The organism is Methylomonas rhizoryzae (genome assembly GCF_008632455.1).
Lineage (GTDB): Bacteria > Pseudomonadota > Gammaproteobacteria > Methylococcales > Methylomonadaceae > Methylomonas > Methylomonas rhizoryzae.
In genome coordinates, this window is record NZ_CP043929.1 from 622,424 (window position 1) to 636,987 (window position 14,564).

19 protein-coding genes are annotated in these 14,564 nt (G+C 51.9%); 4 read left to right on the forward strand and 15 right to left on the reverse strand.

What is annotated here, in order from left to right; all coding sequences use genetic code 11:
- Nucleotides 1–15: 15 nt before the first annotated feature.
- The gene (locus F1E05_RS02985; RefSeq protein WP_150046594.1) at nucleotides 16–309 is read right to left on the reverse strand and encodes a cell division protein ZapA; all 294 of its coding nucleotides are present in this window, start codon (nucleotides 307–309) and stop codon (nucleotides 16–18) included.
- Complete coding sequence (locus F1E05_RS02990; protein WP_150046596.1) at nucleotides 309–533, reverse strand: TIGR02449 family protein; 225 nt, start codon at nucleotides 531–533, stop codon at nucleotides 309–311. Before F1E05_RS02990 ends, F1E05_RS02985 begins: the two co-directional genes overlap by 1 nt.
- Before the next feature lie 110 nt (nucleotides 534–643).
- On the opposite strand from F1E05_RS02990, the gene F1E05_RS02995 reads away from it, so the two are divergent.
- Genes F1E05_RS02995 through ubiH form a run of 3 tightly spaced genes read left to right on the forward strand, consistent with a single transcriptional unit; the run spans nucleotide 644 to nucleotide 3,673 of the window.
- The gene (locus F1E05_RS02995; protein ID WP_150046598.1) at nucleotides 644–1,168 is read left to right on the forward strand and encodes a UPF0149 family protein; all 525 of its coding nucleotides are present in this window, start codon (nucleotides 644–646) and stop codon (nucleotides 1,166–1,168) included.
- An 8-nt stretch (nucleotides 1,169–1,176) separates the two neighbouring features.
- Nucleotides 1,177–2,487, forward strand: a complete 1,311-nt coding sequence (gene pepP / locus F1E05_RS03000) for a Xaa-Pro aminopeptidase (RefSeq protein WP_150046600.1) — start codon at nucleotides 1,177–1,179, stop codon at nucleotides 2,485–2,487.
- Between the two features lies 1 nt (nucleotide 2,488).
- Nucleotides 2,489–3,673, forward strand: coding sequence for a 2-octaprenyl-6-methoxyphenyl hydroxylase (ubiH, locus tag F1E05_RS03005; RefSeq protein WP_150046602.1), 1,185 nt, complete (start codon nucleotides 2,489–2,491; stop codon nucleotides 3,671–3,673).
- Nucleotides 3,674–3,683: 10 nt separating this feature from the next.
- Here the strand turns inward: ubiH and F1E05_RS03010 are convergent, their stop codons facing one another.
- From F1E05_RS03010 to F1E05_RS03025, 4 genes are read right to left on the reverse strand one after another with little or no spacing between them, the layout of a single operon-like run.
- On the reverse strand, nucleotides 3,684–3,998 hold the full coding sequence (locus F1E05_RS03010) for a non-heme iron oxygenase ferredoxin subunit (RefSeq protein ID WP_150046603.1): 315 nt from the start codon (nucleotides 3,996–3,998) through the stop codon (nucleotides 3,684–3,686).
- Nucleotides 3,999–4,008: 10 nt separating this feature from the next.
- The gene (locus F1E05_RS03015) at nucleotides 4,009–4,785 is read right to left on the reverse strand and encodes a class I SAM-dependent methyltransferase (protein WP_150046605.1); all 777 of its coding nucleotides are present in this window, start codon (nucleotides 4,783–4,785) and stop codon (nucleotides 4,009–4,011) included.
- A gap of 22 nt (nucleotides 4,786–4,807) precedes the next feature.
- Nucleotides 4,808–5,263, reverse strand: coding sequence for a Fe-S cluster assembly sulfur transfer protein SufU (gene sufU / locus F1E05_RS03020; RefSeq protein ID WP_150046608.1), 456 nt, complete (start codon nucleotides 5,261–5,263; stop codon nucleotides 4,808–4,810).
- Complete coding sequence (locus F1E05_RS03025) at nucleotides 5,263–6,486, reverse strand: cysteine desulfurase (protein ID WP_150046610.1); 1,224 nt, start codon at nucleotides 6,484–6,486, stop codon at nucleotides 5,263–5,265. The genes sufU and F1E05_RS03025 overlap by 1 nt, the downstream gene beginning before the upstream one ends.
- 80 nt (nucleotides 6,487–6,566) lie before the next feature.
- Here F1E05_RS03025 and F1E05_RS03030 point away from each other — a divergent pair, with 80 nt between their 5' ends.
- On the forward strand, nucleotides 6,567–7,127 hold the full coding sequence (locus F1E05_RS03030; RefSeq protein WP_150046612.1) for a Uma2 family endonuclease: 561 nt from the start codon (nucleotides 6,567–6,569) through the stop codon (nucleotides 7,125–7,127).
- Nucleotides 7,128–7,141: 14 nt separating this feature from the next.
- Here the strand turns inward: F1E05_RS03030 and sufD are convergent, their stop codons facing one another.
- The 9 genes from sufD to F1E05_RS03075 all read right to left on the reverse strand — a co-directional run bounded on the left by sufD (nucleotide 7,142) and on the right by F1E05_RS03075 (nucleotide 14,530).
- A complete protein-coding gene (gene sufD, locus F1E05_RS03035; RefSeq protein ID WP_150051756.1) occupies nucleotides 7,142–8,443 on the reverse strand; it encodes a Fe-S cluster assembly protein SufD in 1,302 nt (433 codons plus the stop codon).
- On the reverse strand, nucleotides 8,443–9,192 hold the full coding sequence (sufC, locus tag F1E05_RS03040; protein ID WP_150046614.1) for a Fe-S cluster assembly ATPase SufC: 750 nt from the start codon (nucleotides 9,190–9,192) through the stop codon (nucleotides 8,443–8,445). Before sufC ends, sufD begins: the two co-directional genes overlap by 1 nt.
- Nucleotides 9,193–9,881: 689 nt before the next feature.
- The gene (locus F1E05_RS03045) at nucleotides 9,882–10,811 is read right to left on the reverse strand and encodes a prolipoprotein diacylglyceryl transferase (protein WP_150046616.1); all 930 of its coding nucleotides are present in this window, start codon (nucleotides 10,809–10,811) and stop codon (nucleotides 9,882–9,884) included.
- 10 nt (nucleotides 10,812–10,821) lie between these two features.
- Nucleotides 10,822–11,298, reverse strand: a complete 477-nt coding sequence (locus tag F1E05_RS03050; RefSeq protein ID WP_150046618.1) for a hypothetical protein — start codon at nucleotides 11,296–11,298, stop codon at nucleotides 10,822–10,824.
- A gap of 208 nt (nucleotides 11,299–11,506) precedes the next feature.
- The gene (locus tag F1E05_RS20165) at nucleotides 11,507–11,719 is read right to left on the reverse strand and encodes a hypothetical protein (RefSeq protein ID WP_190303232.1); all 213 of its coding nucleotides are present in this window, start codon (nucleotides 11,717–11,719) and stop codon (nucleotides 11,507–11,509) included.
- Between the two features lie 166 nt (nucleotides 11,720–11,885).
- Entirely contained in the window at nucleotides 11,886–12,197 is a 312-nt protein-coding gene (locus tag F1E05_RS03060) for a nucleotidyltransferase domain-containing protein (protein WP_197737410.1), read from the reverse strand.
- Nucleotides 12,197–12,616, reverse strand: a complete 420-nt coding sequence (locus F1E05_RS03065) for a nucleotidyltransferase substrate binding protein (RefSeq protein WP_150046624.1) — start codon at nucleotides 12,614–12,616, stop codon at nucleotides 12,197–12,199. Before F1E05_RS03065 ends, F1E05_RS03060 begins: the two co-directional genes overlap by 1 nt.
- On the reverse strand, nucleotides 12,616–14,064 hold the full coding sequence (gene sufB, locus F1E05_RS03070) for a Fe-S cluster assembly protein SufB (RefSeq protein WP_150046626.1): 1,449 nt from the start codon (nucleotides 14,062–14,064) through the stop codon (nucleotides 12,616–12,618). The genes F1E05_RS03065 and sufB overlap by 1 nt, the downstream gene beginning before the upstream one ends.
- Before the next feature lie 16 nt (nucleotides 14,065–14,080).
- The gene (locus F1E05_RS03075) at nucleotides 14,081–14,530 is read right to left on the reverse strand and encodes an SUF system Fe-S cluster assembly regulator (RefSeq protein WP_150046628.1); all 450 of its coding nucleotides are present in this window, start codon (nucleotides 14,528–14,530) and stop codon (nucleotides 14,081–14,083) included.
- Between the last annotated feature and the right edge of the window lie 34 nt (nucleotides 14,531–14,564).

Here is a 14,564-nt window from a genome sequence, read left to right on the forward strand (position 1 = left end):
ATTCTAAACAAATTCTTACGGATTTTCTAAAGCGTTTTCGATTTTTTGGCGCAATTCGGCTAGGCGCTGGCTCAGATTGGCCTCCGGTATGCTGGTTTTTTGCGGATCTGCGTCGCAAGCCAGATTCAAGGCGGCAAGCACCGCGATGCGATCGGCTCCGGCAACTTTGCCGGTGTCGCGAATTTTACGCATTTGCTGATCCAGCGCTTGTGCGGTGCGAAGTAAACTCTCTTGCTCCTCCAATGCGCAGGCGATTTTGTATTCTTTGCCCAATATTTTTAACGAAACGGCGTGAACGGATTTACTCATCAATCGTGTTCCATAGCCTTTAATCGGGCAATCATGGCCTCTACACGGGCTTTCGCCAGGGTGGTTTTTTCCAGTAATTTGGCTTTTTCTTTAACCAGCGCGTCTTGCTTGGTTTTTAGTGTTTTGTTTTCGTTCTTTAGCGAATTGAATTGAGCAATCAGCGCATCTAATTTTGCCTCTAGGGCGACCAATTCGATTGCAGGGTCTTTTTCGGATTCGGACATGGCGGATGACGAGGGATGACAGCAGATTAAAATCATCGAAAATGCCGAACAATGTTAGCATAAGCACCGGTTTTAAACAGCCGTGACAGGCTTAGAGTCATACCTTAACGATGTACCAAGCGATCAATACGATTCTGGAAAAATACCGCGCAGCTATCGATGCTGCCGAGGCACATGGCATGGCTAGCGGCATGCTGTGCATCGCCCGGCAGACTGATGTCGGCAATTGGTTTCGGGTGCTTTTCGAGTCGGAAGAACCGTTGCTGGACGAAGATGCGGATTTGCTGGCGCAGCTTTTCGAACGAACTCGACAGTTGTTGGACCCTGAAGCAGGCGATTTCGAGTTCGATTTGCTGTTGCCCGACGAAGACGAGCCGCTATTCGAACAGATTGAAGCATTAAAAAATTGGTGCCAAGGTTTTTTGTTCGGTGTCGGTTATAACCAAGGCGGTAGCAGTTGGTCCGGCGATAGCGCGGAGATCATGCGGGATGTGATTGAATTTACCAAGTTGGATAGCGACGCGGACGGCGATGAAGACGAAAGTGCATTGACCGAAATTCGAGAATATCTCCGTGCTGCAGTGTTGATGGTGCGCGACCAATTTCTCGATCAATCGCAAGCGAATTTGCATTAGGATGAAACATGAAACAAGCCGAATTCAAAAAACGCCGGGCGGCACTGATGAAACGGATAGGCAAAGGGAATATTGCGATTATCGCCAGCGCTCACGAACGTACCCGTAACCGGGACGTTCATTATCCTTACCGGCAAGATAGCGATTTTTATTATTTGACCGGATTCAACGAAGCAGACTCGTTAGCCGTGTTTATTCCCGGTCGGGAAAAAGGTGAATACGTGCTGTTTTGCCGTGAATTCGACCGGCAAAAAGCCTTGTGGGAAGGGGCGCATGCCGGTTTGGAAGGAGCTACAAAGCATTATGAAGCCGACGATGCCTTTCCGATCGATGACCTGGACGACATTTTGCCGGGCATGCTGGAAAATAAAGCCAAAGTGTTTTATCCGATGGGCAAGGACAGCGAATTGGATCATAAATTATTGGAATGGATCACCCATATTCGCAGGCAGTCGCGTAGCGGGGTGAGTGCGCCGGGGGAATTGGTATCGCTGGAGCACGTGTTGCATGAAATGCGATTGTTCAAAAGCGGCGACGAGCTGAAGTTGATGCGCCGCGCCGCCGAAGTTTCGGCCAAAGCGCACGTTCGGGCCATGAAGGCGTGTAGGCCCGGCTTGTATGAATATCAAATCGAGGCTGAATTGTTGCACGAGTTTACTCAGCATGGACTGCGCGCGGTGGCTTATCCGTCCATCGTCGCCGGCGGCAAAAATGCCTGCGTGCTGCATTACACCGAAAATCGAGACAAGTTGCACGCGGGGGACTTATTGTTGATCGACGCCGGGGTGGAATGCGACCACTATGCCAGCGATATTACCCGGACCTTCCCGGTATCGGGGAAATTCAGCGAACCGCAACGCTTGCTGTATGAATTGGTGCTGAGCGCACAAGCGGCGGCCCTGGCGCAAATCCGGCCCGGAATGCCGTGGAACAAGGCGCATGAAGCCTCGGTTGAGACGCTGACCAAAGGCTTGGTGGAACTGAAGTTGTTGAAAGGCCGAGTCAAAAAGCTGATCAAGGATGAAAAGTACAAGCAGTTTTACATGCACCGCATCGGCCATTGGTTGGGCATGGACGTTCACGACGTCGGCGATTACAAAATCAAAGACGATTGGCGTTTGTTAGAACCGGGTATGGTGTTGACGGTCGAACCCGGACTGTATATTCCTGCCGATTGCGATACGGTGGACAAGCAATGGCGAGGTATCGGTATACGCATCGAAGACGACGTATTGGTCACCAAAGACGGCTATGAAATATTGACCGGTGGGGTACCTAAAACCGTAGCGGACATCGAAGCGTTGATGCAGGTAGCCTGAGATGAGGATGCATTACGACCTGATTGTGGTCGGCGGCGGGTTGGCCGGAAATTGCCTGGCGCTGGCGCTGCAACACAGCGGTATGTCGATTGCGTTGGTCGAGGCCGCCAGCCGCGAGCAATTGCGTGATGCGCCGGCAGGGGACAGGGCCTTGGCCTTGGCGGCTGGAACTGTGGAGGTGTTGCGTTCCCTGGGGGCTTGGGACGGGGTGGCGGACAAAGCCACAGCTATTAAAAACATTCACGTGTCGGATCGAGGCCATTTCGGTAAAACCCGTTTATCGGCCGCCGAGCAGGGCGTGGAAGCATTGGGCTACGTGATTGCTGCGCGCGATATTGAGCAGCACGTGGCCGACTTGGTGCAGCAAGCAGGCATCGACGGTTTGTTCGAGGCCCGGCTAGTCGGCTTGATGTCCGGCCCGGACGAAATCAACGTGAGTTTGAAACAGCACGGCCAGTCGTTGAATTTATCGGCGCAGTTATTGGTGGGCGCCGACGGCGGCCAATCCAGCGTGCGCAAACTGTTGGATATTCCGCTGCAGCTTACCGATTACGGCCAAACGGCGTTGGTAACAATGGTGCAATCGGCTTTGCCGCATTGCAATACGGCTTATGAACGGTTTACGGAACAAGGCCCTTTGGCCTTGCTGCCGGCAGCCGGCAAGCAGTCGTCCGTGGTGTGGACCCGCAGCCACGAACAAGCGCAGGCATTAATGGCCGGGGGCGAAGCCGAGTTTCTGACCGAGTTGCAAGCCTGTTTCGGTTACCGTTTGGGCGCTTTGAAATTAGCGGCGCCGCGGCGGGCGTTCGCGCTCAGTTTGATCCGCGCCGAGCGGATGATAGCGCAGCGAGCGGTGATTATCGGCAATGCCGCCCATCAGTTGCACCCGGTGGCGGGGCAGGGTTTCAATTTGGGAATACGCGACGTGGCCTTGCTGGCTGAGTATTTGCAAGCACAACAGCGTCTGGATGCCGATTTGGGCGCGGCGTATTGGTTGGAGCGGTACGCAAGGCAGCGCTTAAAGGATCACGACAAAGTCATTGGTTTTACCGACAACGTCGTCAGGATATTTTCCAACGACTGGTTGGCATTGGCGGCTTTGCGCAACACCGGCTTGACCTTGTTGGACCATCTGCCCTTCGCCAAGCGCCTATTGACGCGTCACGCGATGGGAATGGCTGGCTGACGCGAGTCGCTCAGTCTTTGCTGCCGATCAGCACTCGGCCGTTTTCGATTCTGACCGGAAAGGTCGCCACGTCTTCATAGGCGGGGGCGCATTTGACTTGGCCGGTTTTCACGCAGAAGCGCGCGCCGTGCCTTGGACAGATGATTTCGTCGCCGTCCAGTTGGCCGCTGGCGATTTCCGCGCCGTCGTGGGTGCAGACGTCCTCGATTGCGTAAAATTGACCATCCAATTTGAACAACGCTACATCGTAACCGTCCACTTCCACCAGCATGTGTTCGCCGTCGGCCAACGCGGTCGCGGCAATCACGTCCGTCCATTCGCTCATGGTTTTCTCCTCATTTCAGATACACGTCGTAACGTAACAGTTTGCCCGAGTAAACGGTCGAAGGTTTGCCGCCCAGCGGTTCGGCATAATCCGGGCTTTTTACCACGACGCGCTTGCCCGTCGCCGACCAAGCGGCGGTGAATAATTGCTGCCGGTCCAGGTCGTCGCCTAGAATATCGCGCAAAACCGCCATCGATTTTCGCGTGGCGGCCGATTGCTTGCGTTTGGGCGGGAACATGGGGTCCAAGTAAATGCACTCCGGCGTTTTCGGCAAGCCGGCCAACAAGCGGATAGCATTGCCGATCAGTAGATTGGGCGGTTGCAGTTCTCGCCGTTGCACCCAATCTTTTTGCGCTAAACGCTGGTAGCCGTCGCGGATGAGGGCCGCCATCACCGGCGAGCGCTCGATGCTGGTCACTTGATAACCCATCCTAAACAAGGCCAAGCTGTCTTGCGCCCAGCCGGTTGTGGCGTCGACGACGGTTTCGGTTTTTTTGCCAATGGCTTGTGCCAACAAATCTTTTTTCGGCGCCGGGTAGGAATGCTGTTCGCCGGGGCGCGGGGCTATGTCTACCGTCAAGCCGCCTTTTTTCAAGCTTTGTCTGTCTAACAAGGTCAAGCTGCCGTTGCGGTAGGCCAGAAAATAGCCGTGAGTGCTGTCTATGGCCTCGTCGAATGTCAGGATCGGTGCGCCTAGGCTTATCGCTATATCTTCGACGCGCGCATCGGCAATCTCGGTGCGAATGAGCGCCAAGGTTCCGTTAGCGGCGGCGGTCGGATCAGACATCCCTTGCCACTGTCGCTAAGGCTTATTCGGTAGAAACCGCTTCCAGTTGGTTTTTCAGGGCTGCATCCAAAGTATGCCAGGCTAGGGTCGCGCACTTGACCCGGGCCGGATATTCGCGCACGCCCGCTAATACCGCCAGCTTGCCGATGGCCTCCAAATTGATGTCCTCGCTCTTGCCGGTGGTCATTTCGTGAAATTGCTTGAACAGGGCTTCGGCCTCGTTCTCGCTTAAGCCTTTGATGATTTCGGTCATCAGCGACACCGATGCGGTGGAAATCGCACAGCCCGAGCCTTGAAAGCTGGCATCGTCGATCACGTGGTTGTCGTTGATTTTCAAAAATAAAGTCAATTTGTCGCCGCACAATGGATTAAAACCGTCCACGCGCCGGTTGGCGTCTTCCATGATGCGGAAGTTGCGTGGATTGCGGTTGTGGTCGAAGATAACTTCTTGGTACAGGTCGCGTAGTTCGTCAAACATTAGCCAAACACCTCGATTAAAGATTGAATGCCTTGCAGCAAAATATCGATTTCTTGCCGGGTATTGTACATTGCAAACGAGGCCCGCGCGGTGGCCGGCACGCCGTAAAAATCCATCACAGGCATGGCGCAGTGGTGGCCGGCGCGCACGGCGATCCCCAGGCTATCCAGCATCGTGCCTATGTCGTGCGGATGGATATGATCCAGCGTGAACGACAAAATGCCGCCTTTATGTTCAGCTTGGCCGATGATGTTGAGGCCTTGGATTTGCCGAGCTTGCTCGGTGGCGTAAGTCAGCAACTCGGCCTCGTAAGCGGCGATATTAGCCATGCCGACGGCACTGACGTAGTCGATGGCCGCGCCCAGGCCGATGATTTCGGCAATCGCCGGCGTACCGGCTTCGAACTTTTGCGGCAGACCGGCGTAAGTGGTTTTCTCGAAAGTGACCTGCCGGATCATGTCGCCGCCACCTTGGTACGGCGGCATCGCTTCCAGTAAGGCTTGCTTGCCGTACAACACGCCGGTACCGGATGGACCGTAGAGTTTGTGACCGGAGAATACGTAAAAATCGCAATCCAGAGCCCGCACGTCGACCGGCATATGCGGTATCGCCTGGGCGCCGTCGAGCAACACCGGAATATTTTTGGCGTGGGCTGCGGCGACGATTTTCTCGACCGGGTTGATGGTGCCCAAGGCATTGGACATATGGGCGATAGCCACCAATTTGGTTTTTTCGCCCAGTAACTGTTCGAAGGCGTCGAACATCAGTTCGCCCTTTTGGTTGATAGGTACCACTTTCAATACCGTGCCGGTCTGCTGACAAAGCATCTGCCACGGCACGATGTTGGCGTGATGTTCCATCGCGCTGATTACGATTTCGTCGCCGGCTTTAAGCTGCGAATGACCGTAACTTTGCGCCACCAGATTGATCGCCTCGGTCGCGCCGCGCACGAAGATGATTTCCTTGGTGCTAGCCGCATTGATGAAGGCCCTGACCTTCTCCCGCGCGCCTTCGAACTTGTCGGTGGCTTTGACGCTCAAGGTATGCACGCCGCGATGAATGTTGGCGTATTCGCGGCTATAGGTATGGACGATGGCATCGATCACCGCTTGCGGCTTCTGGCAACTGGCGGCGTTGTCCAAGTAAACCAAGGGCTTATTGCGGATTTTCTCGCCGAGGATAGGGAAATCGGCGCGGATTTGTTCGATAGGAAATGTGCTCATCGCTCGCTAATGGGTTAAATTGATTTGGTCGTTACTAAACATTAGAATCGATTCAGTCGATTCCTTACTTGGATACCACCATGGTCGCCGTTTTTCCTCAAAAACACCTCACCGACATTGCAGAATGGCATCGCATGGGCGAGGCCGGCATTTTTCCGCCCGAAGCGCGCATGGAATTGATTGAAGGAGAAATTTTGCACATGGCACCCATCGGATTTAATCATGCTGGACATGTTGATCGTTTAAATCGCATTTTCTCCCGCTTATGGGATCGAGGAATCGTTGTTCGTATACAAGGCCCGATCCGACTGGGCGACCTGTCGGAACCGGAGCCTGACGTCTTACTGCTTAAACCCGATACCGATTTTTATACCACTCGCCACCCCATTGCCGCCGACGTGTTGCTAATCATCGAAGTCTCCGACAGCACCTTATGCTTCGACCGCGAGCAAAAACGCCGGCTTTACGCCACCCACCTGATTCCGGAATATTGGATCGTCAACTTGGTCGATAACTGCCTGGAAGTTTACCGGCAACCGGAAAGCGGTGATTATCGGGAGCAAAGCACTCTGTCCAAAGACGACGCTATCAATCCGGTATCGCTGCCGGAGATTCAAGTTCGAGCCGCAGATATTTTGTAAGCGCGAATTCAGGACTACAAACTCATCGCCGGAAATCGTTCCAACAACTCCTTCAATAACAAGCCTTTCAGTTCGGCATTCTCCAGCTTATCGACCATTTCATTGGCAAAGGCAAAAGTCAAAATGTTTCTTGCCGTTTCCGCATCGATACCGCGTGATTGCAGATAAAACACTGATTTTTCCTCCAACTGGCCGACCGTGACGCCGTGCGAACATTTCACATCGTCGGCATAAATTTCCAGTTGCGGCTTGGTATCGACTTCCGCATCCGCCGATAACAACAGATTGCGGTTGTTCATTTCCGAATCGGTCTGTTGTGCATCCTCAACCACAATCACCCGGCCTTGAAACACGCCTCGCGCTCGGTTATCCAGCACCCCTTTGTAAAATTCGCGGCTGACGCCCCGCGGCTGCAAATGGTTGATGCGGGTGTGGTTATCGATATGCTGGCGATTGCCGCCCAGATACAAACCGTTCAACCGACACTCCGCGGCCAGTTCCAAATCGCTATGTATATCGCTGCGCGCCAATAAAGCGCCGAAGGCAAAGTTGTGATGCATGAAGCGGCTGTCGCGGGCTTGTTTGACGTAGGTGCCGCCGAAATGGCAAGCCTTTTCGGCTTCGGCCTGCCATTTATATACGGTCAAACCCGCATTGGCAGCCAGAAAACATTCGTTGACGGCGGCGGAAAAATAGCCGGACGCGCTGCCGATATAGGTTTCGATAATGCCCGCTTCCGCTCCCGCGCCGATAACAAACAGGTTGCGGGTTGCGGCCAAAGCATTTTCCGCCGTCGCCACATGCAAAATCTGTAAGGGTTTTGCCAGCCGATGGTCGGCGGCGACTTCGATTACCACGCCGTCGCCGGACCAGGCGCTGTTAAATGCCACCAAGCTATGCTCGTCATTGCCGACCGCCGCGCCCAAACGGTTTTGCAGCAACTCCGGTTGCCGGCGTAAGGTGTCGGCTAAACTTTGTATCGAAGCCTGCGCCGGCAAACCGGATAGCCGCGACAACTCCGGCATAAAGCAGCCGTTGACCAGCACCACGCTCCAAGCGTTTTCCAACCGATAGGCATCCAGCCAATCCGCATCGACAGCCCGATTATCGCAGGGCGTAAACAGGGTTTTGTTTAAAACCGCCAGATTGGTATAACGCCACTCTTCGTCGCGTAGATTCGGAAAGCCGTGCGCTTCGAAAGCACTTAAACCTTCGGCACGAAACTGCTGCAGCCACGGCAAATCAGTGCCCGGCAATGATCGAGCCATCGCCTGATAGGCGGCCAAATAAGCATAAGCCGATTGTTGTGCTGCCATCATGCCGCCTGCCCTTCCAGCCAACTGTAACCTTTTTCTTCCAATTCCAGCGCCAGCTCCGGCCCGCCGGATTTGACGATCTTGCCGTTCGCCAGCACGTGCACCACATCGGGTTTGATGTAATCCAGCAGGCGCTGATAATGGGTGATCATCAAGAAAGAACGCTCGGGCGAACGCAAGGAATTGACACCCTCGGCGACAATGCGCAAAGCATCGATGTCCAGGCCGGAATCGGTCTCGTCGAGTATGCACAATTTCGGTTCCAGCACTGCCGCCTGCAGAATCTCGTTACGCTTTTTCTCGCCGCCGGAAAAACCTTCGTTAACCGCGCGGTACAAAAACTTCTCGTCCATCTGCAGTAGTTTTACCTTGCTTTTGACGATGGTCAGAAAATCCATCGCATCCACTTCCGGCAGGCCGAGATGCTTGCGCATCGCATTCAGAGCGGCTTTCAAAAGATAAATATTGCTGACGCCGGGGATTTCCACCGGATATTGAAAGGCCAGAAACACCCCTTCGCGGGCGCGGATTTCCGGGGCCATGTCCAGCAGGTCTTTGCCTTGGTAAGTCACGCTGCCGGCGGTGACTTCGTAGCCCGGCTTACCGGACAGCACGTGAGACAATGTGCTCTTGCCGGCGCCGTTGGGGCCCATAATGGCGTGGACTTCGCCTGGGTTGATGTCCAGGGTCAGGCCTTTGAGGATGGGTTTGTCGTTTATTGATACGTGGAGATTTTTTATGCTGAGCATACGTTTTGTACCTAAGTTTTTAAAATGTAGGCTGGGTAGAGCAATGCGACACCCAGCATTTAAATCTTTGTTTTTGTGTCGCTAACGCGACGGTTTAATTAAATGTGTCGGTTCGCGGACCGACAACCGCGATACTTTTCCTTGCTTGTCCAAAGAAAAGTATCCAAAAGAAAAGACCCCCGGATGCCGCTTATTTCCTGCGCTAATACGAAAACCATCCTTGGTTTTCGCCCTTACGGGTCAGCCTATCGGCTGCTCAAATTTGCTCCAGGCAAATTTGTCGGGTTTGAGCGGGGTTTTCCGAAGGGGCTTCCGAGCCCCTACGAAAAACGCGATGCATCCCTGCATCGCCCCTACGGGCAAATCACTCAATACATCCATGTACCTCACCCTGCGGGTGCTAACGCATGCAAATCGGCTATCCTGCCGATTTGTCCGCTCAAACCCGCCGGTGCTCGGCGCGGCATTACGGGAGAAAACCATCCCGAAATTAAAGTTATAAGTCGAAATGGTAGGTCCGATTAGCGAAGCGTAATCGGACGTATGTTTAGCTTTCGTATGTTTAGCTTTTCAGCCTATTTGCCTCATTCACCAAAAAAGTTCGATTTTGTAAATCGAAAAATACCGATTTCTTATTAATCCATTCGTCCGATTACGCTTCGCTAATAGTATCTACGCGGGCTAAGTTTTTATAGTTTCGAGCAAGCGGATAATGCTCCAAATACCAGTATTGAAAAAATAACTTTAGAAGTGTACTTCGTCTTAGATGACTGCAATATAATGTAAAGTCCAATTAAAATTAATAGTGTAGAAATAAGTTCCGCCTGAGTAAAATCAACATCCAAGAACGTGTACTGCGAATTTACTCTTATTTTTTCAATCAATAATCGCTCAAAACCACTCAATACCAAATATATTGAAAATATATACCCTTTCGTATACGGCCTTTTTCTAAACAGCCACAGCACCGAAAAAATGCAAAAAGCCATGAAAATTTCGTATAGCGGCGTTGGGTACACCCCTGGCGCTTGAATGAAAACGCCGACTATATTATTTTCGTATGTTTGAGCCCACAACCAATCGGGAAGCCAATTCGGCTTTAATAACATGTTCGCAGGAATACCCCAGTCTCCGTCGCCGGATACTTGACAGCCAATCCGCCCAATTCCGTAGCCTAAAATCATTGAAGGCGCTAAAGCATCGAGCATGGGTGCAAATGGAATCGATCGCTTTTTTAAAAATAAATATCCCGTGGTAAACGCAAATACTAATCCTCCATAAAACGAAAATCCCCCGTTTGAAAAAATCAGTGATGCCGGATTGTCTATGAATTCTCTTGGGTGCTCAAGAATATGAAATATACGCGCACCTAAAATTCCACTGATTGTACAGGCAAACATCAAGTCGTTTAGCATTTGATGCGCCGGCAAATGAGTGCCGGAGTTTCTCGCTGGGTTGGGTAGGATGTTGTCCGTTTCAAATCGTATAACTTCCTTTTTTCCAACCCATGTCGAAACAATTATCGACAAGGCAACAAAGCTGCCAAATGTTGCAATGGGAAGATGTATCTGCGTTCCAAGCACAGAATTTATCAAGTCACTTAAATATGGGTACGCCATTATTTGGCCTCTAATTGTTAGGGGCGATTGGTAAAGAATAATCTGAACTACGCGAGCCTAATGCTTTCCTAGGGTTTTTATATTTCTGAATAAAACTGTTTTGCGCGTTGTCTAGCAGCTGGTAATTATAAATTGCACGATTAATATATTCTTCCGCTATGTTTTGTGATATTGGGGGATCTTTGTCAGAATTATCGTTTGAATGCTTATATTTATTCCTGAGATAATTCAATAAATTTCTTTTTATGTATTCATTTTTAGGCTGATTTTCTTGTTTAACTTGGTCAATATTCTTCATATAAATGTCGATATAACTATTATCGCCGTTTAATCTGACAAGTGCTCCAAGGATTTCTTCGCTGGCACCAGCTAAAGTCGTGGCATATATATAATATTTCTCATGCAGAAATAACAAGATAGCTCTATTCAGCTGTCTTTTGGTAATTTCAAATTTACTAACCCATTCAAATTCGATATTTACTTTCATGGAATTGCCGCTTTAGAAAAGTTAGAGACATTCAAATTTCATTTGCTGAAATAAAATTGTCATCCCAAGTAAAAAAATACCTGGGTTTTATAGCCCATCCTAATTCGTAGGATTTTCTGAACGTAGAGATAAACCTCTATTCGCCGTCAAATCCTACGAATTTCTGCTAACGCAAGAACACCAGGCCGCTTTCAAGCTCGTTACAGGTTTAACCCCCTGATGCCGCGCCGAGCACCGGAGGGTTTGAACGGAATTGCCCGCTGGGGCGATGCAGGGATGCATCGCGTTTTTCGCAATGGCTGAGATGCCCTTTCGAAAAACCCCGTTCAAAGCCTTCGGAGCGCAGAATCCAAGCGGCATGGGGTGGCCTTTTCTTTGGATACTTTCTTTTGGCCGAAAATTGCTCCTGCATTTTCGGCATTCGCCACATTCCTGTGGCTCGCCAAGCAAAAGAAAGTATCGCGGCCGTCGGTCCGCGAACCGACATCAAAAACCACCCGTCGCGACAGCGACACCTTCAAATGAAAAGCCGTCATGTTGGGTTACGGCTACCGCTACCGCCTAACCCAACCTACAAAAACCGAAATTCACTCCCCCAACTCTACGTAATTCCGCAATATCTCCCGATGAAACGACTCCGGCAAGCGCGCCCAATCTCTCGCCTCAATCAGTATCGGGATATTCGACTCCCGCACCGCTTCCTGAAAACGTTCCAAAGCCTTTAAAGGAATTTTGTCCAAATCCGCCGATCGCAACACAATGTCCAAATCACTCGCGTCGTGGGCATCGCCGTTGACTCTGGAACCGTAAGCCCAAGCCGTGACGCCGGGCAAATGCTGCACCAACAAATCCCGCAAACGCCGTCTATCCTGTTCTCTTAACAGCAATTTGTCCGGCACTAAAATTGCCCGCTGATCACGTCGTTTAGCTGCTTGGCGTCGGCAATAAATTGCGGCAACAGATTCAAAGTTTCCTCCGCAAAACCCTCGCCGTAATCATGGGCAGTATCGTTACGGTTGTCCCGATACTGTAACCAACGCTCTACAGCCTCCACCGAAATCAAACCATGCTTGGCGGCATGGCGAAATACATCTTTGAAGGTCAATGCATCGACCTGCTTCGGTGACGCAAAATAGGGTTTTAAAGCCTTTTTCAACAATTTGCCGGACTGTTCCAGGATGATCTCGAATTCCTTCACACAAGCGGCGCGGTAAATGTCATACATCGCTTCATCGTCGGCGCGTTCGCTTAGATACCCTTGCGCCCGCTCCAAGGTGACGATGCAACGGGTGAAATAATCAGTGTTGAGTTCGGCCATCAGCCAACCGCCCCTTCCAAGCTAATCCCCAACAACGCCTGCGCCTCGACCGCAAACTCCATCGGCAATTCCTTAAACACTTCCTTACAAAACCCATTCACAATCATCGACACTGCATCTTCCGGCGACAGGCCGCGTTGTTGGCAGAAGAACAGCTGGTCTTCGCTGATTTTGGAGGTAGTGGCTTCGTGTTCAATTTGCGCCGTGGGTTGTTTGACTTCGACATACGGAAAGGTATGCGCGCCGCAGCGGTCGCCGACCAGCAGCGAATCGCACTGGGTATGGTTGCGGGCATTTTCGGCGGATTTGGCCACTTTGACCAAGCCGCGGTAGGTGTTCTGCGCCCTACCGGCGGAAATACCCTTGGACACTATAGTGCTGCGGGTGTTTTTGCCGATGTGGATCATCTTGGTGCCGGTGTCAGCCTGTTGCAGGTTGTTGGTGAGCGCCACCGAATAAAACTCGCCGATCGAGTTGTCGCCCAGTAGCACGCAGCTAGGGTATTTCCAGGTGATAGCCGAGCCGGTCTCGACTTGGGTCCAGGAAACCTTGGCATTACGGCCGCGGCATTCCGCCCGTTTGGTGACGAAGTTGTAAATCCCGCCCTTGCCGTCTTTGTCGCCCGGATACCAGTTTTGCACAGTGGAATATTTGATTTGAGCGTTATCCAATGCCACCAATTCCACCACTGCGGCATGTAGCTGGTTTTCGTCGCGCATAGGTGCGGTGCAGCCTTCTAAATACGATACGTGCGAGTCTGCGTCGGCGATGATCAGCGTGCGCTCGAACTGGCCGGTGTTGGCGGCGTTGATCCTAAAGTATGTGGACAATTCCATCGGGCAGCGCACGCCTTTGGGGATATAAACGAAAGATCCGTCGGTAAACACCGCCGAATTCAGCGCGGCAAAGAAATTGTCGCCGACCGGTACCACGCTGCCCAGGTATTGTTTGACCAGTTCGGGGTGTTCCTGCAACGCTTCGGAGATTGGGCAAAAAATGACGCCGGCTTCCTTGAGCTTTTCTTTAAATGTGGTGGCTACCGATACGCTGTCGAACACCGCGTCGACGGCGATGCCGGCCAGTCGTTCTTGTTCGTCCAAGGGTATGCCCAGCTTTTTGTAGGTTTCCAGCAATTCAGGATCGACTTCGTCCAGGCTTTTGGGTTTGTCTTTCTTCGACTTAGGCGCGGAGTAATAACTGATGGCCTGATAATCGATAGGATCGATTTTTAACTGGGCCCAGTTGGGTGACGGCATGCTTTGCCAATGTCTAAACGCTTTGAGCCGGTACTCCAGCATGAATTCCGGTTCGTTTTTGACGATGGACAGCTTGCGGATCACGTCTTCGTCCAGGCCGGGCGGAAACGTGTCGACTTCCAACTCGGTAACGAAGCCGGGCGTGTACTCTTTACGTATCAGCTGTTCGATTTCTTTGGCGGTGGCAGACATAGGCTTTCTCTATTCGTTAACGGTATAAGCGGCTGACAGGAATGCTGACTTCGCTGGGTTGTTTAAAGGGCTGGATCATGTCGGCCAGGGTAACCGACTCCAGTGCCAAGGCGATTTTTTGATTGACCAAGTGCCAGTTGCCCTGGATGCGGCAGCCTGCGGCTTGTTCGCAGCCTTTGTGCGAAACCGAGCATTCGGTCAGGCCTATCGGGCCTTCCAGCGCGCTAATGATGGTAGCCACTGTAATTCTATCGGGATCTTTAGCCAATAAGTAGCCGCCTTTGGCGCCACGCACGGAGGCCAACACGCCGGCTTTGGTCAAAATTTTCAATATCTTGCTGACGGTAGGCAGAGCGATACCCGTGGTCTCGGCAATTTCCAAAGCGCCGTGGAGCCGGGCTTTGTCTTTGGCCAATACGCTCAGTATTACAGTGGCATAGTCCGTCAGTTTGCTTAATTTGAACATAGGGCTCTCAACAATTAGGACTATTCTAGTCTTG